This is a genomic window from Streptomyces sp. NPDC059917 (assembly GCF_042730635.1).
Classification (GTDB): domain Bacteria; phylum Actinomycetota; class Actinomycetes; order Streptomycetales; family Streptomycetaceae; genus Streptomyces.
On sequence record NZ_JBHWLC010000049.1, the window covers coordinates 1 to 24190 of the forward strand.

Annotated in this window: 21 protein-coding genes; 4 read left to right on the forward strand and 17 right to left on the reverse strand. The window is 75.3% G+C overall.

Going from position 1 to position 24190, the window contains the following annotated elements:
• Positions 1-171 precede the first annotated feature (171 nt).
• Complete coding sequence (locus ACFWAR_RS25660) at positions 172-1530, reverse strand: sensor histidine kinase (protein ID WP_385781444.1); 1359 nt, start codon at positions 1528-1530, stop codon at positions 172-174.
• Positions 1527-2261 (reverse strand): response regulator transcription factor, encoded by a 735-nt coding sequence (locus tag ACFWAR_RS25665; RefSeq protein ID WP_385781448.1) that lies wholly within the window; start codon positions 2259-2261, stop codon positions 1527-1529. The genes ACFWAR_RS25660 and ACFWAR_RS25665 overlap by 4 nt, the downstream gene beginning before the upstream one ends.
• Before the next feature lie 157 nt (positions 2262-2418).
• Between ACFWAR_RS25665 and ACFWAR_RS25670 the strand changes: the two genes are divergently transcribed.
• Complete coding sequence (locus tag ACFWAR_RS25670; RefSeq protein ID WP_385781450.1) at positions 2419-2997, forward strand: hypothetical protein; 579 nt, start codon at positions 2419-2421, stop codon at positions 2995-2997.
• On the opposite strand, the gene ACFWAR_RS25675 is transcribed toward ACFWAR_RS25670, so the two are convergent.
• The 5 genes from ACFWAR_RS25675 to ACFWAR_RS25695 all read right to left on the reverse strand — a co-directional run bounded on the left by ACFWAR_RS25675 (position 2978) and on the right by ACFWAR_RS25695 (position 7883).
• Positions 2978-3667, reverse strand: coding sequence for a DciA family protein (locus tag ACFWAR_RS25675; protein ID WP_385781454.1), 690 nt, complete (start codon positions 3665-3667; stop codon positions 2978-2980). The genes ACFWAR_RS25670 and ACFWAR_RS25675 overlap by 20 nt on opposite strands.
• Positions 3664-5010: a transcriptional regulator gene (locus ACFWAR_RS25680; protein ID WP_385781457.1), complete on the reverse strand. Its 1347-nt coding sequence runs from the start codon at positions 5008-5010 to the stop codon at positions 3664-3666. Before ACFWAR_RS25680 ends, ACFWAR_RS25675 begins: the two co-directional genes overlap by 4 nt.
• Positions 5011-5401: 391 nt before the next feature.
• Complete coding sequence (locus ACFWAR_RS25685; RefSeq protein WP_385781460.1) at positions 5402-5875, reverse strand: hypothetical protein; 474 nt, start codon at positions 5873-5875, stop codon at positions 5402-5404.
• Between the two features lie 336 nt (positions 5876-6211).
• Positions 6212-7021: a hypothetical protein gene (locus ACFWAR_RS25690; RefSeq protein WP_385781463.1), complete on the reverse strand. Its 810-nt coding sequence runs from the start codon at positions 7019-7021 to the stop codon at positions 6212-6214.
• Positions 7014-7883, reverse strand: coding sequence for a ParA family protein (locus ACFWAR_RS25695; RefSeq protein ID WP_385781466.1), 870 nt, complete (start codon positions 7881-7883; stop codon positions 7014-7016). The genes ACFWAR_RS25690 and ACFWAR_RS25695 overlap by 8 nt, the downstream gene beginning before the upstream one ends.
• A 699-nt stretch (positions 7884-8582) precedes the next feature.
• On the opposite strand from ACFWAR_RS25695, the gene ACFWAR_RS25700 reads away from it, so the two are divergent.
• Complete coding sequence (locus ACFWAR_RS25700) at positions 8583-9092, forward strand: GntR family transcriptional regulator (protein WP_385781471.1); 510 nt, start codon at positions 8583-8585, stop codon at positions 9090-9092.
• A gap of 32 nt (positions 9093-9124) precedes the next feature.
• On the opposite strand, the gene ACFWAR_RS25705 is transcribed toward ACFWAR_RS25700, so the two are convergent.
• The 3 genes from ACFWAR_RS25705 to ACFWAR_RS25715 all read right to left on the reverse strand — a co-directional run bounded on the left by ACFWAR_RS25705 (position 9125) and on the right by ACFWAR_RS25715 (position 12264).
• The gene (locus ACFWAR_RS25705) at positions 9125-9826 is read right to left on the reverse strand and encodes a hypothetical protein (RefSeq protein WP_385781474.1); all 702 of its coding nucleotides are present in this window, start codon (positions 9824-9826) and stop codon (positions 9125-9127) included.
• Positions 9827-9977: 151 nt separating this feature from the next.
• Positions 9978-11573, reverse strand: a complete 1596-nt coding sequence (locus ACFWAR_RS25710; protein WP_385781477.1) for a sensor histidine kinase — start codon at positions 11571-11573, stop codon at positions 9978-9980.
• On the reverse strand, positions 11566-12264 hold the full coding sequence (locus tag ACFWAR_RS25715; protein WP_385781479.1) for a response regulator transcription factor: 699 nt from the start codon (positions 12262-12264) through the stop codon (positions 11566-11568). The genes ACFWAR_RS25710 and ACFWAR_RS25715 overlap by 8 nt, the downstream gene beginning before the upstream one ends.
• Before the next feature lie 161 nt (positions 12265-12425).
• Here ACFWAR_RS25715 and ACFWAR_RS25720 point away from each other — a divergent pair, with 161 nt between their 5' ends.
• The gene (locus ACFWAR_RS25720) at positions 12426-13733 is read left to right on the forward strand and encodes a glycosyltransferase family 4 protein (protein ID WP_385781484.1); all 1308 of its coding nucleotides are present in this window, start codon (positions 12426-12428) and stop codon (positions 13731-13733) included.
• Here the strand turns inward: ACFWAR_RS25720 and ACFWAR_RS25725 are convergent.
• Together ACFWAR_RS25725 and ACFWAR_RS25730 are read right to left on the reverse strand one after the other, a co-directional pair.
• Complete coding sequence (locus tag ACFWAR_RS25725) at positions 13694-14182, reverse strand: DUF3887 domain-containing protein (protein WP_385781490.1); 489 nt, start codon at positions 14180-14182, stop codon at positions 13694-13696. The two genes, ACFWAR_RS25720 and ACFWAR_RS25725, sit on opposite strands and share 40 nt — an antisense overlap.
• Positions 14183-14283: 101 nt before the next feature.
• Positions 14284-15180, reverse strand: a complete 897-nt coding sequence (locus ACFWAR_RS25730; protein WP_385781494.1) for a class I SAM-dependent methyltransferase — start codon at positions 15178-15180, stop codon at positions 14284-14286.
• Between the two features lie 85 nt (positions 15181-15265).
• On the opposite strand from ACFWAR_RS25730, the gene ACFWAR_RS25735 reads away from it, so the two are divergent.
• Positions 15266-15892: a TetR/AcrR family transcriptional regulator gene (locus ACFWAR_RS25735; protein ID WP_385781496.1), complete on the forward strand. Its 627-nt coding sequence runs from the start codon at positions 15266-15268 to the stop codon at positions 15890-15892.
• Positions 15893-15923: 31 nt separating this feature from the next.
• On the opposite strand, the gene ACFWAR_RS25740 is transcribed toward ACFWAR_RS25735, so the two are convergent.
• Genes ACFWAR_RS25740 through ACFWAR_RS25760 form a run of 5 tightly spaced genes read right to left on the reverse strand, consistent with a single transcriptional unit; the run spans position 15924 to position 24190 of the window.
• On the reverse strand, positions 15924-16613 hold the full coding sequence (locus ACFWAR_RS25740; protein ID WP_385781498.1) for a formyltransferase family protein: 690 nt from the start codon (positions 16611-16613) through the stop codon (positions 15924-15926).
• Positions 16610-20191 carry a non-ribosomal peptide synthetase gene (locus ACFWAR_RS25745; protein ID WP_385781501.1) on the reverse strand — a complete coding sequence of 1194 codons (3582 nt, stop codon included), beginning with the start codon at positions 20189-20191 and terminating at the stop codon, positions 16610-16612. Before ACFWAR_RS25745 ends, ACFWAR_RS25740 begins: the two co-directional genes overlap by 4 nt.
• Complete coding sequence (locus ACFWAR_RS25750) at positions 20188-21264, reverse strand: NAD-dependent epimerase/dehydratase family protein (protein WP_385781504.1); 1077 nt, start codon at positions 21262-21264, stop codon at positions 20188-20190. Before ACFWAR_RS25750 ends, ACFWAR_RS25745 begins: the two co-directional genes overlap by 4 nt.
• Complete coding sequence (locus ACFWAR_RS25755) at positions 21261-23303, reverse strand: fatty acid CoA ligase family protein (protein ID WP_385781507.1); 2043 nt, start codon at positions 23301-23303, stop codon at positions 21261-21263. The genes ACFWAR_RS25750 and ACFWAR_RS25755 overlap by 4 nt, the downstream gene beginning before the upstream one ends.
• Positions 23300-24190: a hypothetical protein gene (locus ACFWAR_RS25760; RefSeq protein WP_385781510.1), complete on the reverse strand. Its 891-nt coding sequence runs from the start codon at positions 24188-24190 to the stop codon at positions 23300-23302. The genes ACFWAR_RS25755 and ACFWAR_RS25760 overlap by 4 nt, the downstream gene beginning before the upstream one ends.

Below are 24190 nucleotides of genomic sequence, written 5' to 3' on the forward strand. Positions count from 1 at the left end.
GGATTGTCCAGCCCCGCCGGCGATTGAGGCGCCCCGGCAGCCGCGGGCGACGCACCACGGGGGCACATCCAGCCCCGCCGGCGATTGAGGCGGACCGGCGGGCGCGGGCGACGCACCACGGGGGCACATCCAGCCTCGCCGGCGATTGAGGCGGGCCCGGAGGGCGGGGTGTCAGCCGTGGCGGCGGGTCGCGCGGCGGGGGCGGCGGCGGCCGCTCGGGCGGGGGGCGTGGCCGAGCCGGACACGGACCTCGGCCCCGCCGAGCACGGAGCGGCCGACGCTCACCTCACCCCCCGTCGACTCGGCGAGCTTGCGCACGATGTCGAGGCCGAGCCCCGTGGACCCGGCCCGCCCGCCCTCGTTGCCGCGCCGCAGCGCCGCCTCCGGATCGGCGATCCCGGGACCGGCGTCGGAGACCAGCACGATCAGCGCGTCCCCGCCGCGGTGCAGGTCGACGGAGAAGCCGGTGCCCTCGGGCGTGTGCCGGAAGACGTTGCCGAGCATCACGTCGAGCGCGGCGGCCAGGTCCGCCCGGGCCACCGGTACGGTCGCCGGCTCCTCGGTGCCCGCGACACGGACCGGCCGCCCCTCGTCCTCGGCCAGCGCCGCCCAGAAGTCGAGCCGTTCGCGGACCACGGCCGCCGCGTCGCAGCCCAGCCCGGGCACCGGCCCGGTGCCCGCGCAGGGACGGTGCTCGCGGGCGCTGCGGATGATCGTGTCGACCTCACCCTCCAGCTTCGCGACCGCCGCACGGGTCTGCTCGGCGGGCGGGCCGTCGCCCAGCGAGGCCGCGTTCAGCCGCAGGGCGGTGAGCGGGGTCCGCAGCCGGTGGGAGAGGTCGGCCGCCAGCTCCCGCTCCGCTTCGAGCAGGCTGAGCACCTGCTCGGCCATCGTGTTGAACGCCTGCGCGGCGGTGCGCAGTTCGGCCGGTCCCGCCTCCGGGACGCGGGCGTCGAGCCGCCCCTCGCCCAGCGCGTGCGCGGCCGCGGCCAGCCGTTCGGCGGGCCGCACCATGCGGACCCCGAGCCGGTCGGCGACGACGGCCGATCCGGCGACGAGCGCGACGGCGACCCCGGCCAGCACCAGCCAGGCGGTGCTCACCCCTTCGGTGACCTTCTCGGCGGGCACGAACACCTCGACCACGGCCGTCCCGGAGGAGCCGAGGAGGGTGGGTTGGAGGACGGCCCATCCGCCGGGGACCGCGATCCGCACCATCCGGCGGCGCCGCTCGGCGTCCTCGACGTCCTGCGGACGGACCCGGGTGCCGCCGAGTTCGGCGACCGGTACGTCCGGCACGTGCACGGACATCCGTCCCTCGGCCCCGGCCCGGGTACTGGCCAACGCGTGTGCGAGCGGCTCGCGTTCGGTGGTGAGGGACAGCACCGGACCGATCGCGGCGCCCTCGCGCTCGGCGGCGGTGAAGGCCCGGTCGCGGGCCGCGTCGCGGACGGCGATGGCGAGCGGGACCGCGAAGGCGGCGACGACCATCAGGGTGACCGCGAGGCACACCCGTACGAGGGCCCATTTCATGCGGTGTGGGCGCCCGCTCCGAAGCACGCCGACGTGCCGGGCGCCTCCAGCTTGAAGCCGACCCCGCGGACGGTGTGGAGGTAGCGCGGCTGCGCCGCGGTCTCGCCGAGCTTGCGGCGCAACCAGGACAGGTGGACGTCGATGGTCTGGTCGTCGCCGTAGGTCTGCTGCCAGACCTCCGACAGCAGGACCCGCCGGGGCACCACGGCGCCGGGGCGCTCCGCGAGGAAGGCGAGCAGGTCGAACTCGCGCCGGGTCAGCTCCAGCATCCGCTCGCCGAGGGCCGCCCTGCGGCGGACCGGGTCGATCCGCAGCTCGCCCACGCTGATGAGGGTCGTCTCCTCGGCGCGGCCCTCGTCGTACGAGGCACGGCCGGAGCGGCGCAGGACGGCGGAGAGCCGCGCGGAGAGCTGTTCCACCGAGAACGGTTTCGTCAGGTAGTCGTCGGCGCCGCGGTTGAGCAGCCGCACTATTTCTGATTCGTCGTCACGGGCGGTCGCGATGATGACGGGGACGTCGGTTATCCCCCGCATCATTTTCAGGACTTCCGACCCGTCGAGATCCGGCAGTCCGAGATCGAGTATGACGACGTCGATGTCCTGGGCGGTCACTTCGCGCAATGCTTCGATCGCCGTTCCGGCACTTCGCACCACGTGGCCGGATTCGGTCAGATGACGGATGAGGGCCGAGCGCACGAACAGGTCGTCTTCGACTACGAGCACACATGCCATGGCCCGAAGTGTACGGCACGACTTCCCGGTAGCGAACGGCGGCAAAGGAATGCGGACTTCGGCCCGGGTGGCGCGATCGACATGCCTGACGATCCGATCCGGACGAGGCGTATTGATTTCTTTGCGCCGCGCGAAGTCCGCTGGATACGCTGCCGCAATGGAGACAGGATTGCTGCGCAGATCCGTGTGGCTGTTGGCCATGGGAGCGGCGGTCGCGGTTTCCTGGTGGGGCATCCGGAGCGTCATGCACGGGGCCGTCGACGATCCCCCGCAGGCCCTGCTGATCACGGCCGGGGCCGCCTCTCCTCCCGCGCCACCGCCGAAAGCCGCGCCGGGCACCACCCCGCCCCCGCGCACCCCGACCCCTTCACCACCGGCCAGTACCGGCACTGGTGGACAGAACCCGGACGGGCACTCCGGCGGCCCCGCCACACCGCCGGGGACGAACGACCCGGGCAGCGGCCCGTCCCGGAGCACCGGCAACACCCCTTCCCCGTCGCGGTCGACGCCGCGGGGAGAGACGCGGTCCCGCGTCACCGAGGGGGGCACCGTCACCTTCTCGGTCGGGAAGGACTCCGCGAGCCTGCTCACGGCCGCGCCCGCGCCCGGTTGGTCCGTGCAGCGGTGGGTGCAGGACAAATGGATCCGGGTGACCTTCACCCGCGGCTCCGCCTCGGTCTCCGTGTTCTGCGTCTGGCACGACCAGGCGCCCACCATCACGACCGATCCCGCCTGACCGCGTCGTCCGTCCCGTCCGTCCCGGCGGCCGGTCCGGCCGCCGGGTCGGCGCCGCGGGCCCGTAGACCGGCTCGGCGGCCCCTCCGGTGCGCGGCCAACGCCCGGCGGTAGCCCGCCGAGGGCTCCGCGTCCGTGGGCGGTCGGGTCGACGGGTCCGCCGGATCCCGCTGGGTCGGGAGGGCCGGCGGGTCGGGCAGGTCCGGCGACCCCGGCGGAGCCGCCTCCAGGACGCGTATCTCCCGTACCCGCTCCCCTCCCGGCAGCGCGGCGAACCGGCGCAGCAACTCGTCCCCGAGGAGCCGCAGGTGCAGCACGTACGCCGGGGAGTCGGGCAGCAGGTCCAGCCTGCCCTCGGCCTCCGAGAAGCCCACGGCCCGTACGTGCGCGGCCAGTTCGGCGGCGACCCCGGGCCAGCGGGCGAGCACGCCGTCGGGGCCCCGGCCGGGGCCCCAGGCCCGCTCGGTCACCACCCCGCGCACCACCGCCCCCAGCGGCTCGGGCTCCCGTGCGCCGCCGCCCGCCGACCGGACGCGCCGGGCAGCGGTCCGGGCACCCGGCTCGGCGGCGCTGCGGGCGGCCGCGCGGGCGGCCTCCAGGGCGACCCGGGCGAGGTCGGCCCCGGAGCCGGGTCCGGGGCCCTGGGGGGCCGGGCCGACGGCAGGGGTCACGACGCGGCCCGGGGGCTCGCGAGGGTCAGCCGGTCGGTGGCCCGGGCGAGCCCGAGCACGCGCCGCACCAGCTCCTCGCCGTAGACCTCGGCGGCCCGCTCGCCGCCCCAGGCCCGGACGGCGGAGCGCACCAGCGTGCTGTCCCCGAGCATGAACTCGGCCCGTGCGGTCTCGCGCAGCAGGGCCGTGTGGGCGGGCGCGAGCGACCGGCCGTCGAGGGGCGCCCGCGGCGCGGCGGGGGCCGGGCGCAGGTCGGTGCGCTGCCGGGGCACGAGGGCGGTCGTGACCAGCTCGCGTACGGCGCGGGAGCGCGGTGCGTTCGTGGCGGGCAGCCAGCCGCGGTGGCGGCGCTGCCCGGCGGCCCGGGAGTCCCGCCAGTCCTCGACGGCCATGGCTCGCTTCTGCGGGGTGTCGAGGAGGGTCTCGGCGCCCTGGAGCAGGGTCGCCAGCAGCCCGGAGGGGCGGCGTACGGAGTCGGCCTCGCCGCGGGCGTGCAGCCAGGCCATCACCTCGTCGGCGCTCCAGCCCGCGTCGGCGACGTGCCGCACGATCCAGGCGATCCGGGGGGTGGAGCTGCGGCCGAGCCAGCCGACCCGGCGGATCAGTTCGGCCGCGAGCCGGAAGCGGCGCCCGACGGCGTTGAGCGGTGCGGCCCCGCTCGTGCCGGGGGTGGACGTGGGTGCTTTCCCGCGACCGAGCTTCGCCTCAGAGGGCGGACGAGTATCACCGGTAGGGGAAGGAGCAGGAGGAGCAACCCCCTTTGGGGTGCAAGGGGCGGGCGGCCCGAAGGGGGTCGCCCGGCCCGCGCGGGGGCGCCGGCGCCGTGCGCTGCGGACGGCCTTGCGGCCCAGCGCGGCCATCTCGGCCCGCCCCGCTTCGGCCATCCCGACCGGTCGGCGCCGGACTCCGCTGCCGATGACGCGGACCCCGAGGCGGTCGTCGAAGGCGGCGGGGACGAGCCGGGCGAACTCGCTCGCCCGGCGGCCCCGGCCCCGTACCCGCGTGCCCCGCTCGACGTAGGCGAGGAGACCGGCCTGGCGGAGCATCTGGAGGTGGTACTGGACGGTGCGCTCGCTCAGCCCGAGCCGTCGCGCGAGGTGGTCGACGCCGGGGCGGCAGGGGGAGAACCGGGCGAGTTCGTTCGCGATCCGCACGGTGGTGTCGCCGAAGGCGGGTCCGTGGGAGCGGCGGGGGCGGTAGTGCCCGCCGTCGGCGACCCAGTGCACGGCCTGCATCCAGCCGTAGCCGTCGGGGGCGATCCGGCCCGTCGAGGTCGACAGCCACTGCCCGGCCTCCGGGGTCCACAGCGGGGCTTCGGCGCGGGTGCTTCCCGGGGCGCTCACCGGTTCGCTCCGTCGGCCCTCGGCTGCCGGAGGGTGGCGGGCCGGAGACGGCCTGATTGAAAAATGGCATGGCGGTAGTGCAAAATGGCGAAGCCTTCTCGTACGACGAGAGCATGGCAAAGCCGACTCTCGTACTTCTCCTCGGGTGTTCGGCAGGAACGGTTCGAATGCCGGGACGACCGGGCGTAAGCCGGTCGCCGGATTCCTTCGGAAGGCCTGCGAAGCCTTCCGGAGACTGGAACACCGGGCGGGTGACTGCGAAACACCCCGACCCCCGGTGTCTTCCCAACGGCTGAGCCGTCGTGGTCCTACGTCATTTCGGCCTCCCCGTTGTCAGGGGGGACCGAAATGACGTACGGGCGCGCCGCGTACGGGGCGACGCCGCGCCTGCTCACCGCGCGGACCCGGGATTTCCGCCGCGGCGGCGCCGCGAGGCCAGCGAGGCCATCGCGTCGGGCAACTGGGACGCCCACAGGCCCACCGGGATGCGGAAGGCGGAGCGCCCGCCGAGGTACTTGAGGTCGAACGAGGCCCGCTGATCGGGCGAGGTCACCAGGTGGACGGAGTCCTCCAGGACCCACAGGGCCGTTTCCGAGGTGGTGGCCGGGTCGCTCGCGGCCCGGCGGGCGGCGTCGACCGCCGACTGCTGCCACAGCTCCAGCTCCTGCCGGGCGCTGCGCGGGCGGCGCGTACCGGGCCAGACGATCTGGCAGACGAAGGCGTAGACGCGCAGCGCGACGACGTCCTCCTCGAAATGGGGCTCGCTGAGCACCCCCTGGTCCCGCGCCTTCCAGGCCCACGATTCGCTGAGTCCTGCCGCAGCGGCGACAGCACTGGTACTGAGCTTCCCACTGGGCAGGGACATACAGCGCCCTCTCCGTCACATGTCTGCGATTCGCCGTCAGCGGGATCATAACGCAAAACGGAATGGAATCTCGCGTCACTAGAAACGACGAAGGCGCTCAATTGGCCGGAGCCCGCACAGGGCCCGGAAATCGGCCACGGAATCACCAGCGAGACGCTTTTCCATTGTTTTTCGGCACTGCTGTCACAAGGAATTGTGAGGTGTGGGTGACATTGATGGAGCGATCGTCGCAGACATCGTTCGTTCCAGCGTTGCAGGCATCGTTGCAGCCATCGGTCGGGGGCTGGCCCGGTGGTCCGCGCGGCCCGGTGGTCGCCGTGGTCGGCCACCGGGCGGTCAGCCCTTCTTGACCGGCCGCCGCAGCGGCCCCTCCGTCTCCAGGGCGTCCAGGAAGGTCTCGATTCCGGCGGAGACCACCTGGGTGCCGCGCCGGCCGAAATCCGCCTCTTGGAGCTGCATCTTCATTCCGGAGGCCAGTGCGTACGCCCGCCGGCCGACGCGGTAGGTGGACGGCTGGGTCCGCTCCTGGTCCCAGAGCTGACCGGTGCCGAATTCCTCGGCCATGGCGATGAGCGCGCCGACGTCGCCCGGCATGTGCCGCAGGGCCGCGTCGACGTAGTGGCCGATGGCCAGGTGCGGGTTCCCGGTGGTGCGCCGGTCCCGGTTGACCCTCGTCTTGAGGCGGGCGAGCACGTCGGGAGCGATGCGGAAGCCGTGCGCGCGCCACTGCGAGGAGCGGAGCTTGGCGTCGGCGTAGCTCGCGTGGACGGCGCCGTGCGCCCACGGCCCGGTGGGCCGGTCGACGGGTGCGCCGGGCGCCGCGTCCCCGGGCGCGGGCGGCCCGAGGGGCACGGCGGCGGGTGAGGCCGGTACGCCTCCCGGCGCGGGCACGTCGGCCCGGGGCGCCTCGGCCGCGGCCGCCTCGGCCGGTACGTGGGCCGCCTCGGCCGGTACGTGGGACGCGGGCGGGGCGGGCACCGGGGCCGGGCCGGGGGCCTGGCCGCCCGAGCCGAGGAAGGAGCGCCCGGCCACCGCGTCCGCACCGGCGAGCAGGTCCTTGACCAGGGAACTGCCCTGGATCCTGAAGTAGGACGGCGGCATCCGTTTGCTGCGGGCCGCCCGGCCCGGAGTCGGTTCCTCAGACACGGGGCACCTCGCCCTCGATGCGTTCGGGCGTCTCCCACTGCTCCGGGGGCTGGCCCATCCTGCGCAGGATCTGCACCATCAGCTCGCCGTACATCTTTCCCGGGGTGTAGCTGGCGTAGCGGACGACGGCGGGGACCCCGAAGGCGAACGAGTCGCTGATCCGGTTGTCGACGCGGATGTCCGTCCGGAAGGGGGCCAGGTCGGTGTCGAGCATGCCGTTGCGGATGTTGACCTCCTGCATCTTCCACTTGGACGGCGGGTTCGACCGGTTGATGATCGCCCCGAGGTACTGGGGGTCGCACTCGCCGCCGGTGCGGTCCTTCACGTAGCGCACCGTGCCGCGGGTGGCCGCCGCGCCCTTGAGCGCCGGGTATTCGGGGACGCACACGGTGAGCACGTAGTCGGCCGCCGCCAGCGCGGTGGCTGACATCGATGTCACCGCGGGCGGGGTGTCGATCACCACGAAGTCGAATTCGGAGGCGACCTCCAGGAGCATCCGCCGCAGCACGGGGGTCGCCTGGTACCCCTTCTTGTGGATCAGGTCCTGGGCCGCCGTCATCGTGGATTCCTCGCAGGCCAGCAGGTGCAGCGAGCCCGCCCCCTCGAAGTCGGCGAGCAGCTCGCTGCGGTCGAACCAGATGGCGGGCAGGTCCATGCGCATGCCCTGGAGCCGCCCCTGCATGACCCAGCCGAGCGAGCGGGCGAGCTGCTCCTCGCTGGAGAGGTTCAGCCCGAGCGCGGTGCCCGCCTGGGCCTGCGGATCGAGGTCGACGACGAGGACCCGCTGCCCGGCCAGGGCCAGGCCCGCGCCCAGGTTGACGGTGGAGCTGGTCTTGCCGACGCCGCCCTTCTGCGTCGCCACGGAGATGATCTTCACAAGCACCTTCGGTGGTCGGCGGCGCGCTGCCCGGTTCCTCTGTCACGAGACCGGGACGGCGCCACGTCTCCTGTCCGCGCCCTCGGATCGTGCACGCACGCGCCTGGCCCGCCGCGAACGCATTCACGATCTTCGATTGACACCGGAATAACAGAAGGACCATAACAGCAGACGTCCCCCTTATCCGATGCCGGGGGGCAATTCTGCTAATCCGCCGCACGACCCCGTCGAAAATTGTCCATAAAGACGATATCGGCCCCGACGGGCAAGTAAGAGGCGTCCGACCCTTGCGCATCGGGATCCGGGACCTTGGTCCCGCGCATTCCCGGGCACATGGTCACCCCGAGGTGAGGCCCTTGGTCCTGACGTATTTTGCCACTGCCGGCCGCCCGACCGACCTACTGCCTTTTCCGTGCCACAGGTCCGCACCGGGGCCCGTCGGTCGTCCCACCGAAAACAGGACTGTTTACTTCCGACCACACGGATCACCCAACGGCTCGAACCGCCCATATCGATAGAATTCAGCCGAGCGGCAGAAATGAGGCGCCCCGCCAGAATCGAACCGCAACATTCCGGCATCGGAACCACGGATCCAGGACCTACGACCCTTCCCCCCATCTCGAATCCGGCACCACCCTGTAAGGAATTCGAGCAGATCGCCCGATTTCTGGGAGGACGAATAGTGTGCGACGAGCCCGCCGGTCCGCGGAACTGCGCCACCGGGGCCGGACGATGAACGGCCCCGCCGCCCCCGCCCGGCGCCGGGCGGGCGCCGGGCCCCGATACCAGCGCGTCGCGGACGCCCTCCAGCAGTCGCGCGGCCCGGCGCCGAGCGTCGGGGAGATCGCACGGCTCTACGGGGTCTCGGTCACCACCGCGCAGTTCGCCCGCCGGGCCCTGCACACCCGGCAGGGCGTCGGGCGCCGCCGGATCGTGAGCACGCACGCGATGGTGCTGGTCCACGGCGAAGGGCCGCTGTGGCACCGGGTCGCCGCGGACCTCCGGCGCGGGATCCTCTCCGGCCGACTCAGCCACCGCGTCCCACCGCGCGTGCGGCTCGCCGCCGACTACGGGGTGAGCGTGTACACCGTGAACCGGGCGGTGGGCGCACTCGTCTCGCAGGGGCTGCTGCACATCCTGCGCGGCTCCACCTGGGTGGTGGCACCCCACCACCGCCCGCCGTCCACCCCCTGACCCGGGCCCGACCCGGGCCGGGGCCCGCGCCCTCAGGCGGGGCCGACGGTGATCTGCCGCGCCGGGTCGGTGGTGTCGCGGACGGTGTACTCGGCCGAGATGGCGGCCGAGGTGATGGACGTCGGGCAGAAGTACGAACCCTCCAGCTTCACCGGGATCGCCGCCTTGTCCAGGACGACCGCCGGCGCCGCCGCGCCGGTGCGCCAACGGCCTTCCGCGGTCGCGGGGCCGCCGGGCGCCGCGGTCGCCGAGCAGGAGAGCAGCCCGCCGGTCCGCAGGACGAAGCCGCCCGCGGGGATCGACAGCCGGGCGGTGGCCGGAGCGCCGTGCTGGAGCAGCACCTGCCAGGGGCCGTGGTCCTCGTTGGTCTCGACCGCCACGCGCAGGCCCGGCGCGTCGGTGGTGCAGTCCTGGAAGGTGGGCGGGGCGATGCGCAGGGCCACCGGGCCGGTCGGGTTGGTGCGTGCGGCCCCGGCCGGGACCGTGTTGTGGACGGCGTCCTTGCCCGGGAGCGAGGAGGAGCGCGCGCAGGTCACGGTGATCGGTCCGGCCTCGAAGACCACGGGCTGCGCGGCGACGGCCTCGAAGCGGTGGCCGGCGGGCGAGAGCGAGGTGCCGGCGGCGCTCGGGGCGGCCTGGGCGCTCGTCGGGACGACGGCGACCGCGGTGGCCAGGGCCAGGCAGAGGGTGGCGGGGACGGCGGAGGCTAACCGGAAGTTCTTGTTCTTTTCCATGAGTTGATCATAAGAATTCCCGATGATCTTGAGCAGGGCCGAACGTCCTGCCGTCGCAGGGTAGTTGGACCGTAGATGGCCCAACTGGCCGCGCTCCGGGCCGTACTGCCGTGCGGTTCTGCCGGGCCGGGCTGCCGGGCCGGGCGCCGTTTCAGGGCGCGGGGTTCGCGGCGGTCCGCGCGCCCGGGTCCGGCGCCGCCGTGGGCACGCGCAGGGTGAAGGTGGTGCCGGGGCCGGGCTCGCTGGGGCGTGCGGTGAGGGTTCCGCGGTGTCGCTGGGCGATGTCGCGGGCGATGGCCAGGCCGAGTCCGCTGCCGCCCGCCTCGCGGTCGCGGGCCTCGTCCAGGCGCGTGAAGCGCGCGAAGACGCGCTCGCACTCGTCGGGGGTGAGGGTGGTGCCGTCGTTGTGGACGTCGACCGTGGTGGTCCGACCGTCGTCGGTGACGTCCAGGACCACGGTGGTGCGCGCGTGCCGTACGGCGTTGTCGAGGAGGTTGCGCAGCAAGCGGTGCAGTTGGCGGCCGTCGCCGCGGACCGGCGCCTGGTCCGGCGTACTCGCCAGGGTGACGGGATGTCCCATGTACCGGTACTCGGAGGCGAGTTCCCCGATGAGTCCGGCGACGTCGACCAGGGAGTGGGGGGCGGGTCGGTCGGGGCGGGCCAGCAGGAGCAGGTCCTCGGTGAGGCCGTGGATGCGGCGGGTGGTGTCGAGGGCGCCCCGGAGCGCTTCGTTCGGGTCGATGCTGTCGGGGTGGTCGAGGGCGGTCTCCAGTTGGTAGCGCAGGGCCGCGAGGGGGGATCGCAACTCGTGGGCGGCGTCGGCGGTGAAGCGGCGTTGGCGGTCGACGGCGTCCTCCAGCCGGTCGAGGGTGGTGTTGGTCGTCTCGGCCAGTGCGCGGATGGAGTCGCGGCCCTCGGGGACCGGTACTCGGCGCTCCAGGCTGGAGTCGGTGATCTCGGCGACCTCGCGGCGGATCGCCTCGACCGGGCGCAGTGAGCGCCGTCCGGTGGCCCAGGCGGTCGCGGCGACCACGAGCGCGGCGGCGGGGACCCCGGCCGCGAGCGGGAGGGTCAGCGCGTCGGAGACGTACTCGGCCACGTAGGGCGGTACGAGGACGTAGAGGGTGGACCGGCACGATCCGTCGGGCTCGGTGGGGTGCTCGCACTTTCCTCGGGGAATGACCAGGGGTCTGGCGATGACCCGGACGGCGCGGTGGGCGAGGTAGTGGGCCTCTTCGTGGGCCAGCAGGGCCGGTTTGTCGGGGAACCCGTCGGAACTCGACGGCAGGCTGCCGTCGGGGAGGTGGAAGCGGGCGCGGTCGTGCTCGTCGACGTCTCCGAGGCGGACGGTGCTCTCCGACGGCCCGCCGACGGCCCAGCCGCGGGGCGGCCCCGGGGGCGGCGGCGGGAGCAGCTCCGGCAGGCCCACGAGGTCCGGGGCGCCGCCCGCCCCGGCGACGACCCGGCCCGTGCGGTCGATCTGGAGGTAGGGCCCCGGCGGGCTCCCGTGGGCCTCCTTCCATCCGGAGACCGCCTGGTCGGCGAGGCGCCGGGACTCCTCGGCCGCGCGCTGGACGGACTCCTGGTAGACGGTGTCGTAGACGTAGCCCTGGAACCACCACGCGGCGGCGCCGGCCAGGACGAGGGCGGCGAGCCCCGCCACGAGCGCGGTGCGCAGCTGGGCGGGCAGCCGCCGCAGCAGCGGCGGCGTGCGGCGACCGCCCGCGGGGCGGGTGCGGTCAGCCACGGTGGGCGTCCGGGCGGGCGTCGAGGCGGTAGCCGCTGCCGCGCACGGTCTCGATGCTGTGGGTGCCGAAGGGGGCGTCGAGCTTCTTGCGCAGGGTGGAGACGTAGACCTCCACGATGGCGGTGCCGCCGGTGTAGGCCGGGTCCCACACCTCGTCGAGGATCGCCTCCTTCGACACCGGCCGGTCCGGTGTGTGCATGAGGCAGGCGAGGATCGCGAACTCCTTCGGCGTGAGGGCGAGCTCCGTGGCGCCGCGGCCCGCCCGACGGCCCGCGAGGTCCAGCCACAGGTCCCCGGCGCGCAGGACGGACCGTGCGTCGGCGCCCGCGTTTCCCCTGCGCAGCAGGGCGCGGAGGCGGGCGCGCAGGACGAGGGAGGAGAACGGTTTGACGAGGTAGTCGTCGGCGCCGGTGTCCAGGCCCTCGGCCTCGTCGTGCTCGCCGTCCTTGGCGGTGAGCATCAGCACGGGGGTGTCCACGCCCGCGGCGCGCAGGGCGGAACAGATCCGGTAGCCGTTGAGGCCGGGGAGCATGATGTCGAGGACGATCACCGCGTGATCGCCGGTCAGGGCCCGCTCCAGTCCCATCCGCCCGTCGGCGACCAGCTCGACGCGGTAGCCCTCGGCGGTCAGCCCGCGGCGCAGGGCGGGGCCGAGCTGGGGATCGTCCTCGACGACCAGGATGCCGTTCATGCGCCCAAGACTTGCATGCCCTTTGTCCTGATTCCTGAAGGTGATCTTTAGGTTCTTTGGGTTTCCTTTGGGGCATCTCGCGCATTCTGCTGACCGGCGCGGCCGAGAGCCGCGGGGCCACCACCCCTGAGCCCGACAGCGACCGAAAGGCGGGCCGCCCCGTGCGCATCTGCTTCCTCCTCCACAACGCCTACGGCATCGGCGGCACGATCAGATCGACGTTCAACCTCGCCGCGGCCCTGGCGGAGCGGCACGAGGTCGAGATCGTCTCGGCCCTGCGCCACCGCGAGGTGCCGACCATGGGTGCGCCCCCCGGCGTGCGTCTGACCCCGCTGGTCGACCTGCGCGCCGCGGTCCCCGGCAGCGACGGCGACGACCCCCGGCACGGCGAACCCGCCGAGGTCTTCCCCCGCGCCGACGGCCGGCACAAGCAGTACAGCGCCCTGACCGACGCACGCATCGGCCGGTACCTCTCGCGCCTGGAGGCCGACGTGGTCGTGGGGACCAGGCCGGGACTGAACGTGCACATCGCCCGCCAGGCCCGCCCCGGCATCATCCGGGTCGGACAGGAACACCTGACGCTCGCCGGCCACGGCCTGCGCATGCGCCACGAGATACGCCACCGCTACCGGCTGCTGGACGCGCTCACCACCGTGACCGACGCGGACGCGCGCACCTACCGTCGGATCGGGCCGCCCGGCCTGCGGGTGGAAGCCGTGCCGAACAGCGTGCCCGCGGCCCGGGCGGACCCTTGCGACGGCACCGCACGGGTCATCGTGGCGGCGGGCAGGCTCACTCCGGTGAAGCGGTACGACGTGCTCCTGCGCGCTTTCGCCGAGGTCGCCAGGGCCCATCCCGACTGGCAGCTACGGATCTTCGGCAGCGGCGACCACACGGGCGACGAGAAGGAGCGCCTCACGGCCCTGATCCGTGCGCTCGGTCTGACGGGGAGCGCCCATCTCATGGGGAACTCCGATCGGTTGGACGCGCAGTGGGCGCAAGGCTCCGTCGCCGTCTCCACCTCCGACCAGGAGTCGTTCGGCATGACCATCGTCGAGGCCATGCGCTGCGGCGTGCCCGTCGTCTCCACCGACTGCCCCGTCGGACCGCGCGAGATCATCGAGGACCGCGTCGACGGACGCCTCGTGCCGCCCGGCGACCCGGGGGCCGTCGCGGCCGCCCTGCTCGACCTGGTGGGCGACGACCGGCTGCGCCGACGGATGGGGGAGGCCGCCCGACGGAACGCGGCCCGTTTCGATCCCGCGGGGATCGCCGAGCGGCATCTCGGCCTGTACGAGGAGCTGCTGCGCCGCGGCCCCGGCCGCCGCTCGCTCGGACGCGCCCGGGAGGCCGCACACCGCTCGCGCACCACCGTGATCGACACCGCCCACACCGCCCGCGCCCTCGTGAAGGCGGCCGGACCTCGGTTTCAGGGGCTCGGGACCGGGACTCCCGCCCGGAGGAAGTAGAGGCCCGTGACCTGCCCGTCCTGGGCGAAGGTGATGCGGAACTCGCCGGGTTGCTTCGCCATGTCGAGGGGGACGCGGACGACGCTCTGATCACCGGAGGTGGACTGGACGGGGTCCCCGTGCGACCGGTAGGAGCCGAAGGCCCGCTGGTAGTCCTGCCAGGACCGCGCGAGGAGTTCCGGGGAGGCCTGTCGGCGGAGCGTCTCGTCGAAGCGCGCCGAGACGGCGGTGAAGTCGCCCCGCACCACCTCGTCGAGCGCGTCGAGGGCGGGTTGCGCGTCGTCCTGGGGCGGGGCCTGGACCGGGGCCGGGGCCGACGCGGCGGTGAGGGGCCGCTGGGGCGCGTCCAGCGCGTAAGCGCTGGTCAGGAGCGGTGCCTGGGCGGCCAGCACGGCCGCGGGGACGAAGAGGACGAGCCGCCGCCAGGTCGTCCCGCACGTGGTGTCCATGACCTCCATGCTAGGCCGCCGCCGTGATGGGGGCACGGTGGCGGCCGCGCCGGGGCCGCGGGACGTTCGAGTCCGGGCGGGCCGGGCGAGGCGACCGGGCGTCAGCGGGTCGCCGTGATGAGCCAGGAGCTGCTGCGCAGGCGGACCGCGCCCTCGTGGTGGTGGGGGCGCAGAGCGTCGGTCAGGGTGTGGCGGGCCGACTCCTGCGATTCGGGGCCGAGTTGGTCGAAGTGGTGGCGCACGGGCCCGGAGGAGAGCAGGAAGTCGGCCGTGGTCGCGACGTCCTCGCCCCAGTCCCCGGCCACCTCCACGCGCTGCGCGCGGGGGTGTTCGTAACCGGCGTCGGACAGCAGGGCGAGGGTCCGGTCGGGGTCGGCGAGGGAGAACACGCCGGGGACCCCCGGCTCGCCGAAGTCCACGAGCGGGAGGATGCCGCGCAGGGAGGCCAGGGCCCGGTGCCATTCGTTGGCCGCCGGTTCGGCGGCGCAGATGAAGGCGAGGCGGGCGCCGGGGCGCAGGGCGCGGGCGATGTTGGCGAAGGCCGCGACGGGGTCGGCGAAGAACGTCATGCCGTAGCGGCTGATGGCCGCGTCGAAGGATCCCGGCGCGAACGGGTGCGCCTGGGCGTCGGCCCGTACGAACGAGGCGTTGCGCACTTCCTCGCGGTCGGTGCTCGCGCGGGCCCGTTCCAGCATGGGGGCGGAGAGGTCCAGGCCGAGGGCGTGGCCGCGGTGGGCGCGCCGGGCGGCGAGGCGGGTGGTGCGGCCGGCGCCGCAGCCGATGTCGAGCACGCGGTCGAGGTCGCCGATGGCGGCGGCGCCCAGCAGCGGTGCGTTGAAGCCGTCGTTGATGGCGTCCCAGCGGTCCTGGCCGCGGGCCCATTGGGCTCCTTCGTAGCCGTTCCACGCCTGCGCCTGTGCGGTGTTGGGGGTGGTCGGGGTGGATGCGGGCGTGGATACGGGCGTGGATGCGGGCGTGGTGCCGGGCGGCCGGTCCATGGGGGCTCCTGTCTAGTATGGGCAGGTGCCCAAAGAGTATGGGCGAGCGCCCATACTTGCAATGGGCCTGAGGAAAGGGGCAGTTGTGTCACCTCGTGGAGTGGCGATTCCCGATCTGCGCGAGCGGCTCTTCGCGGCGGCGGAACGGGTGGTGGCCCGCGACGGGGCGGCGGGCCTGACCAGCCGAGCGGTCACGGCGGAGGCGGACTGTGCGAAGGGGGTCCTGCACACGCACTTCGCCGGTCTGGACGAGTTCGTCGCCGAGCTGGTGCTGGACCGGTTCGCGCGCGGCGCCCGCCGGGCCGAGGGGCTGGGCGCCCTCGTGGGTCGGGGCACCGTCGCGGGCAACCTCCAGGAGGTGGCCGACGCGCTGCTGGACTCCCTTCCCCCGGCGGTCGCGCGGCTGGCGATGACCCGGGCCGTGGCCGCGATGCACACCCAGGAGGGGATCCGGTCCGGAGCGCCCGCCTTCGACGCGATCCAGGGCTCGGTCACCGCGTACCTCGAGGCGGAGCAGCTCGCGGGGCGGGTCGCGGCGGGCACCGACGTGGGCACGATCGCGCTCGCGCTCGTCGGTACCGTGCACCACCTGCTGATGACGCGGGTTCCCGCCGGGGACGAGGACGGGGACCGGCCGCGCGGTGGCTCGGGGGCGAGCACCGCGCGGCTGGTCTCCGTCCTGCTCGGTGCGGAGCCGGGTACGGGCGCCTGACGCGGCGCCCCGCCGCCCTGGGCCGTGGCGGTCACCCGGGGCGCTCGGCCAGGGACTCCACCTCCCGCGCCAGTTCGGGGGCGTGGGCGGCGAAGGGGCCGAGGTCGGTGGCGCGGGCGTAGGCCGGGTGGCCCCGGAAGTCCGCGAGCCGGGCCAGGGCGCGGACGCCGTAGTAGGCGGAGGGCGCCGACGGGCGGTGGGTGGCGGGCGGGGCCGGGGTGCCCGTGGCGACGTACGGGAGGTGCTCCTCGAAGAGCTGCTGGCAGGCCCGGATGCCGCTCAGCATGGCCTGGTGGTGGCGGGTGTCGGGGGTGAGGGGGAAGCGGCGCTCGGCGAGCACCGGCCCGGTGTCGATGCCCGCGTCGACCTCGTGGAGCGTGGCGCCGTACTCCGCGTCGCCGTGCAGCAGGGCGAAGAGGAGCGCGACGGAGGGCAGTCCGCGGTGCTGCGGCAGCAGGCCGTTGTGGACGTTGAGGATGCGCAGGCCCCGGGAGAGCAGCGGGGCGCGGAAGATCCGCCGGTTGTTCAGGGACCAGACGACGCCGTCGGTGCAGGCGGCCGCGAGGGTGTCGGCGTGCGCGTTGACGTCCGCCGCGGCCAGGTGCGGGGTCCCGGCCGCGTCGAGGGGGTCCGCGGAGCACACGAGGTCGACGGGGCGGCCTTCGGCGAGGGTGTGGCGCACGGCCCGGCGCAGCAGGGCGCCGTCTCCGATGAAGATCACGCGGGCACCTCTTCCCGGGCGGCCTCGACGTGGGCGCAGACCTGATTGAGGGTCACTTCGCGGACCAGGGACTCCAGTCGGTTCATGAAGTGGTCGGCCTGGGCCCGGTTCAGCAGGTCCGAGGAGACCGCGGTGAGCATCTCGATCAGGGCGAGGGAGTCGCCGCCGAGGTCCTGGAAGTCCGCGCCGGGGGCCAGCGCGGCGGCGGTGTCGACGGCGAGGATCGCGGCCCAGTGCCCGGCGACGCGTTCCCGGAGGAGTCCGCGCTCGGTGCCGGTGCCGGTGGCGGTGGCGGTGGCGGTGGCGGGCTCGGTGCCGGTGCCCGTGCCGGTGCTGGTGTCCGTGCCCGTGCCCGTGCTGGTGTCCGTGCCCGTGCTGGTGTCGGTGCGGCCGAACGGGTCGGGGAGCGCGTCGAGGTCGGCCTTGCCCATCACCGTGCTGGGGATCTCCTCGACGAGGACGAGGTGCGCCGGGACCAGGTGGGCGGGCAGCCTGCCCGTCAGGTCGGTGCGCAGCAGCGCCGCGAGCGCGGGGAGGTCGGGGCCCGGGGCGCGGGGGACGACGTACGCGCAGAGCACCGGGGCGGCGGTGGGCGTACGGCGGCGGGCGGTCACCACGGCGCGGCGCACGGCGGGGTGGGCCTCCAGCGCGGCGACGGTCTCGGCGGGTTCGACCCGGTGTCCGGCGATCTTGAGCTGCCCGTCCGCGCGCCCGGCGAAGGCGATGGCGCCGCCCGGCAGCCGTCGCCCCAGGTCGCCCGTGCGGTAGCCGCGGGTGCCGTCGGGGAGCGTGGTGAAGGGTGAGCCGGGGTCGTCGGGCGCGGCGCCGAGGTAACCGCGGGCGACCTGGAGGCCGCTGACGACGATCTCGCCGGTCTCACCCGACGCGCCGGTGACGGGGGCGCCGTCCGCCGCGACGAGGTCGACGCGGGCGTACGGGCCCGGCAGGCCGAGCGGGACGTCCGTGGCGCCCTCGGCGAGGTCCTCGTCGCCCACGACGTGGGCGAGGCAGCCGACGGTGGCCTCGGTGGGACCGTAGCCGTTGATGATCCGGCAGTCCGGGCCGAAGGCGGCCCGGGCCGCGCGCGCGGCGGCCGGGGTGAGCGTCTCGCCGCCGAGCAGCAGGGTGCGCAGGCCCGGGTCCGACGTGAGCAGCGGCAGGTGGGACGGGGTCAGGGCGAGGGTGTCGGCCCGGTGTTCGGTGACCAGGCGGCGCAGCACGGCGCGCGAGGGGGCGCCGGGTGCGAGGACGGCCGTACCGCCCGCGAGGAGGGGCAGGAACAGCGGGAAGCAGGAGATGTCGAAGGCGTAGGAGGAGATGAAGCCGAAGCGGGTGGTGTCGGTGACCCGGCAGACGTCCGTCATCCAGCGGACGAAGCCGACGAGGCTGCCGTGCTCGATCTGTACGCCCTTGGGGCGGCCGGTGGAGCCGGAGGTGTGCATGACGTAGGCGAGGTCCCCGGCGGCGGGGCCGGGTCCGGGCGGCGGCGTGCCGTCGGGCAGGTCGGGCACGTCCTCGACCGCGAGGGCGGGGCAGGGGGCGAACCGGTCGAGCCGGTCCAGGAGGTGACGTCGGGTCAGGCACAGCCGCGCGCCGGAGTCCCGCAGGACCTCCTCGATCCGCGCGTCGGGGTGGGCCGGGTCCAGCGGCAGGTAGGCGGCGCCCGCCTTGAGGATCCCCCACAGGGCGGCGACCCCGGCCGGGGAACGGTCGACGACCAGGGCGACCCGGTCCTCCCGGCCGATGCCGCGGGCGTGCAGTGCGGCGGCGACGGCGTCGGAACGTCCGTCGAGCGCGGCGTAGCTCACCGGGCCCTCGGGCCCGTCGAGGGCGGGGGCGCGGGGCGTACGGGCGGCCCGCGCCCGGAAGAGGTCCACGACGGTGGACCCGGACCCGGGGGCCCGATCGACGGTCCGCGGGTCGGCGTCGCGGGAGTCGGCGGCCGCGGCGGCCTTCGGGGACACGGACCGCGGCAGGACGACCTGCGGGGCGGCGGGCCGGGCGAAGGCGGCGGGGGTCGCGGCCGGGCCGGTCAGCCGGGCCAGGGTGGCGTCGAGGAGGAAGGCCGCGCGCTCGGCGAGACCGGGGCCGCCGCGCACGCCCATCGTCACCTCGGTGCGGGCCGTGCCCGCCGATCCCGTACCGGTCTCGGCGGCGACCAGGGAGACGGGCACCAGGGGCGCGTGGACGGGCAGGGCGTGCACGGCGGTGGCGGTGAAGCCGCCGCCCCGGTAGTCGTGCAGGTCCAGGCGGCCGAGGTGGGAGACGACGGCGGTGGCCAGGTACCGGTCGGTGCGGGTCGCGACGGCCTGGGCGCCGCGCAGCAACAGGGCGGTGACGGCCCGCGGGAGCCGCGCCGCGGCGCTCTCGAAACCGGTGGCGCACTCGCGCCCCTCGGCCAGCGCCGTCAGCAGCTCGGTGTGCGCGACGGTCCACTCGGTCCCCGGGCGCAGGTCCAGGAAGAGGGGCAGGGTGAGGTTGCCGGTGGCGGCCAGGTCGGGGTCGTAGCGGCGCAGGTCGGCCGGGACCATGACCCGCGCGGGGCGCCCGGTGGTGTCGGCGAGGGCCTGTGCGAGGCGGGCGGTGAGGGCGGGGTGGTGTCCGGGCAGGGTCCGGCGCAGCCAGAGGGTGCGCTCGGGGCCCCGATCGCCCCGGGCCAGCGGCGAGGAGCTGTTCGGTGCCTCGGTCGGGCGCCGGTCCCGGCAGCCGAGGCGGCGCAGCAGGCCCTGGTCGGTCTCGGGGTCCGCCGCCGGGCGGGGTCCGTCGCCGCGCAGGCCGCGGAAGACCTCCCGGACCCAGAGCAGGGCGCCGTGACCGTCCATCAGGGCGTGCGAGGCGCTGAAGACGAGGGTGCAGCGGGCCGGGTCGAGGCCGGGGACGACCAGGACCTCGCAGCCGGGCGGATCGGTGGGGTCCGTGTGCCCGGTGAGCACGGCGGCGTCGAGCACGCCGTCGTACGGGTCCGCGGGCGCGGCGAACCGCACGCGCGGCGGGGGCCCCTCGGCCCGCCACAGCCCGTCGGCGGCGACCAGGGCCGACCCCGGGCAGGACCCGGCGGCCCGGGCCAGCGCGGCCCGCAGGTCATCGGGGTCGGGCAGGCCCTCCCCCTCGACGACGATCCGCAGGGCCATGTCCCCCCGGGGGTCCCCCGCGGCCAGGTACAGCCGCTCGGTGGCGGAAACGGGCCGCCGGTACCAGGGCCCTCGCGGCGCGGTGGCCGCAGCGGACGCGCTACGAGCGCCCCGCCCGGCCCCGGCGTCCGGCGCGGCGGGTTCCGTGGCCCGGCGCCCGGCCACGGAACCGGCCGACGGCTCGCGCGCGGGCTCCCCGGCCCGCCCGGCCACCCGCCCGGCCACGGGCTCGACCCGCGCCGCAGCAGACGCCCCGACCACGGACCCGGCCGGCACGTCGCCCACACGGCCCGTCGCGGGCCCGGCCGCTCGCCCGGCCGCTCGCCCGGCCACCGGCCCAGGGGCGGGCCGCGCCGGGGAGTCGGTCGCTCGGTCGGCCGGGTGCCCGGTCCCGGGGGCCGGGTCGGCCTCGGGGGCGGTCGACGGGTCGGTCATCGGTTCGGTCATCGTGAGGTGTCCCCTCGGGGGGTCGGTCGGGGCGCGGAGGGGCGGTTCCAGGAGCGGGGGCCGCCCAGGGCGTGGACCCAGGGCAGGAGTTCGCTCAGGCCCTCGGCCTGGCTGCGGGGGGCCTCGTAGCCGACGTCGCGGCGGGCGGCGGAGGTGTCGTAGGTGGTGGACCGGGTGAGGAGGGCCAGGGCGTAGCGGCTCAGCGGCGGGGCGGTGCGGCCCGGGCCGGGGCGCAGCCGCCACAGGGTTTCGACGGTGGCGGCCAGGGCGCGCCCCGCCGGGAGCGGGACGCGGGGCGTCGGCGGCGCGCAGCCGAACTCGGCGCCGACCCGGGTCAGGAAGGCCCACAGGTCGGTCACCTCGCGGTCCGCGACGAAGTACGCCTTGCCTCCCACGCGTTCGGCGGGGGCCGTCACGGCCCGCAGGCAGGCGTCGACCGCGTTGTCGCTGTGGCACAGGGAGACCAGGACGCGCTTGCCGCCCGAGAGGTCGGGCAGCCGTCCCGCGTGCATCGCGCCGATCAGGGTCGGCAGGAATCCCGCGCGGTCCCGGGTGCCCCAGATGCCGCGCGGGCGCAGCGCGCAGGTGGTGAACTCCGGTGTGTGGGCGGCGAGTACGTCCTGCTCGGCGCGGGCCTTGGTGGCGCTGTAGGGGTGCAGGAACCGGGTGGGGTAGGGCACGCTCTCGTCGAGGCCGAGCCGGTCGCCCTCGCGGACGCGCATCAGCGCGCTGGGGCTGGAGACGAAGACGAAGCGGTGGGCGCCCGCGGCCCGCGCCGCGGTGAGCAGCCGCCGGGTCCCGGCGACGTTCGCCTCGTGGAACTGCGCGTGGGTGCCGTGGTCGACGACCCGCGCGGCGCTGTGCAGGACGACGTCCTGGCCCCCGGCGGCCGCGCGCAGCGACCGCGGGTCGCCGAGGTCGCCGACGGCCAGTTCGAGTCCGGGCAGGTCGCGCAGCCGTGCGGTGTCGGCGCCGGGCCGCACCAGGGCGCGTACGGTGTGCCCCTCGCGCAGGCAGGCGTCGGCGAGGTGGCCGCCGAGGAAGCCGGTGGCTCCGGTGATCAGGATCCTCACAGGGCCCGCCACCAGGTGGCGCCGTAGAGCATCGTGCGCGCGACGGTGGCCCCGCGGCCGTATCCGGCGGCCCGGCCGCGGGGCAGGGCCAGGGGGATCTGGACGGCGTGGCCGACGGTGCTGAGCACGGCGTCGGTCCACCACAGCCAGCGCAGCACGGGCACGTCGGGGGCGCCCGCGGTGGCCGCCCAGACGGCGCCGCCCACCAGGTACGTCCAACCGGCGAGCGGGACGAGCCGCGCGGCTCGTTCGCGCGACCACGGCGGCGCGGGGGGCGCCAACCGCCGCTCGGCCCAGCGGGCCAGCTCCTCGCGGCCGATCTTGGCGTTGTGCCGGACGTCCACGGGGAAGGCCGGGTGGCGCAGGAACTCCTCGATCGGCTCGGTCGGCGCGTGGGCGGCGGCCAGGGTGCGCAGTTCGAGGGTCAGTTCCTGCCAGGCGGCGGGGTCGAGCGGGTGCGCGGTCTCCACGCAGATGACGGGGCGGCGGGCCCCGGGCCCGTCTCCCGTGCCCACGCCCACCAGCGCGCTGCGGCGCACCAGCGGGTGGGCGTTGAAGATCCCCTCGCAGCGCACGGTGTGCAGGTCCTGGCCGTCGGTGCGGACCCGCTGCGCCTTGCGCCCGCAGAACCAGAGGTGGCCGTCGGCGTCGAGGTGGCCGAGGTCGCCGGTGCGGTGCCAGACGACGGGTGCGCCGACGCCGTCGGCCGGGTCCTCGTACGTCTTGTGCAGGGCGTCGGCGCGGGGGTCGCCGTGGTAGCGCGGGCTGACGGACTCGCCCGCGACGAGTATCTCGCCGATGCGTCCCGCGGGCAGCGGGGGCGCGTCGGACGGCAGCCGGGGCAAGGGGCCGTCGGTGACGGGGGCTATGCGCACCCGGGTGCCGGGGACGGGCCGCCCGACGCAGGTGCCGGCGCCCTCGGCGGTCCGGGCCGCCCGCTCGCCCAGGACGTCCTCGGACTCGATCGAGGTGATCGGCAGCACCTCGGTGGCCCCGTAGGTGACGTGGATGCGGGCCTTCTCGTCCAGGACCGCGCGCAGCCGGGCGACCACCGCGTCGGGCACGGGCGCGCCGCCGGAGACGACGCAGCGCAGGTCGGGCAGGGGGTGCTCGCCCTCGTGGGCGGTGAGGTGGTCGGCGAGGTTGCGCAGCAGGGCGGGCGAGGCGAAGACCGTGGTGACGGCGAAGCGTTCCAGCGCGTCGACGAGCAGCTCGGGGTCGGCCTGGGCAACCTTGGCCGGGGCCAGCGGGGCGAGGACGAGGGTGGAGCCGTAGACGAGGTCGAGCAGCCCGTAGAAGGGGAGGGTGACGAGCGAGGTGTCGTCGCGGCTGCGGTCGTGGGCGGCCTCGATCTGGCGGGCGATCGAGAGGGCCATGCGGTGGGTGTACTCGACCCCCTTGGCGGGCCCGGTGCTCCCGGTGGTGAACCCGATCATCAGCAGGTCGTCGCCGCCGACGGGGGCGGGGGCGGTGCGCGGTCCGGTCAGGGTGCGCAGCCGGGCGAGGGCGTGCGCGCCGAAGGCGCCGGTGCGGGTGCCGAGCAGGCCGCGGCCGAGCGTGACGGGGATCCGTACGGCGGCGAAGGTGCGGCGGCCGAGCACGCGCACGAGGTGGGCGAGCGGCGGTCCGATGAACGCCTCGGCGCCGACGGCCCGGTAGCAGTGGAGCATCCGGCGCAGGCCCATGCCGGGGTCGACGACGACGGGGACGGCGCCGAGCCGGAAGAGCGCGAAGGCGAGGGCGAAGAGGTCGGGGCCGGGCGGTGCCATCAGGACCGTCTTGGTGCCGCGGGTGATCCCGGCCCGGGCCAGGCCGTGGGCGAGGTCCTCGACCGAGCGCTGTAACTGCCCGTAGGTGACGGTCCGGTAGCGGGGGCGGCCGTCCGGTTCGAGTGCGCCGGGCTCGGGGTGGACGACGGCGGCCCGGTCGGGGAAGGCCGCGGCGTTGCGGGCGAGGTGGTCGGCGAGGCCCTCGGCGCCCGGCGCCGCGCCGAGGCCGGTGCCCGTCCCCGTGTCGAGGTCCGCGTACACGCGCTTCACCAGCCCTCGGGGGTGTAGCTCGCGCAGACCACGACGGGGCCCGCGCCGACGCTGACGAAGAGCAACCGGTCGCAGTCCCGGGGCCGTCCGGCCTCCAGCGCGCGCAGGTAGCCGAGCACGGGGGCGGCGGTGTGCGGCTCGGTCCCCGGCTCCGGCTCGGGCTCCGCCCCGGGCGGTCCGATGACGAGGGTGCGGGAGAGGTCGAGGTCGAACTCCCGCGCGTAGTCGGCGACCGCGGCGGCGGCGAGGGCGCTGCGGCGGGCGCCGTGGCCGGGTTCGCGCCGGACGGTGATCAGGGCGCGTCCGCCGCTGCCCATGCGGGTGGTGTCGAGATAGCCCTCGGTGCCGACCGGGCCCTCGGGGGCGTAGTGGCGTACGGGACCGAACCCGCTGTCGGGGTCGGCGCCGCGCCCCAGCAGCCAGGCGCCCGCCAGGTCGGCGTAGGGGTAGTCGGGGTCGCGGCGCGCGTCGCCGCCGGGGTGCACGTCGGCCGCGGTGATCAGGAGGCGTTCGGTGCTGCCGGTGTCGAGGAGCGCCTGGCCGACCTGTACGGCGGCCAGCACCCCGCAGGCGCCGTTCATCATGTCGAAGGAGAAGGCCGGGGCGGGGTCGGCGAGGTAGTCCAGGCTGATGCCCGCTTCCTTCTGGACCAGGGCGGCGAGGGCCGGTTCGAAGGTGTTCGACTCTCGGTAGACGCCGACGTTGACGAGGACGCCGACGGAGGAGGGGGCGAGCCCCGCGCGGCTGAGGCAGTCGCGTGCGGCGCGCCCCGCGAGGACGACGGTGCTGGTTCCGGCGGTGCTGTCGGCCGCGGTTCCGGCCGTGCTGTGGGCCGGGTTCTCGGTGTCGGGACGTGCGGTGGCCGCGGTGGTGATGACCATGCCCAT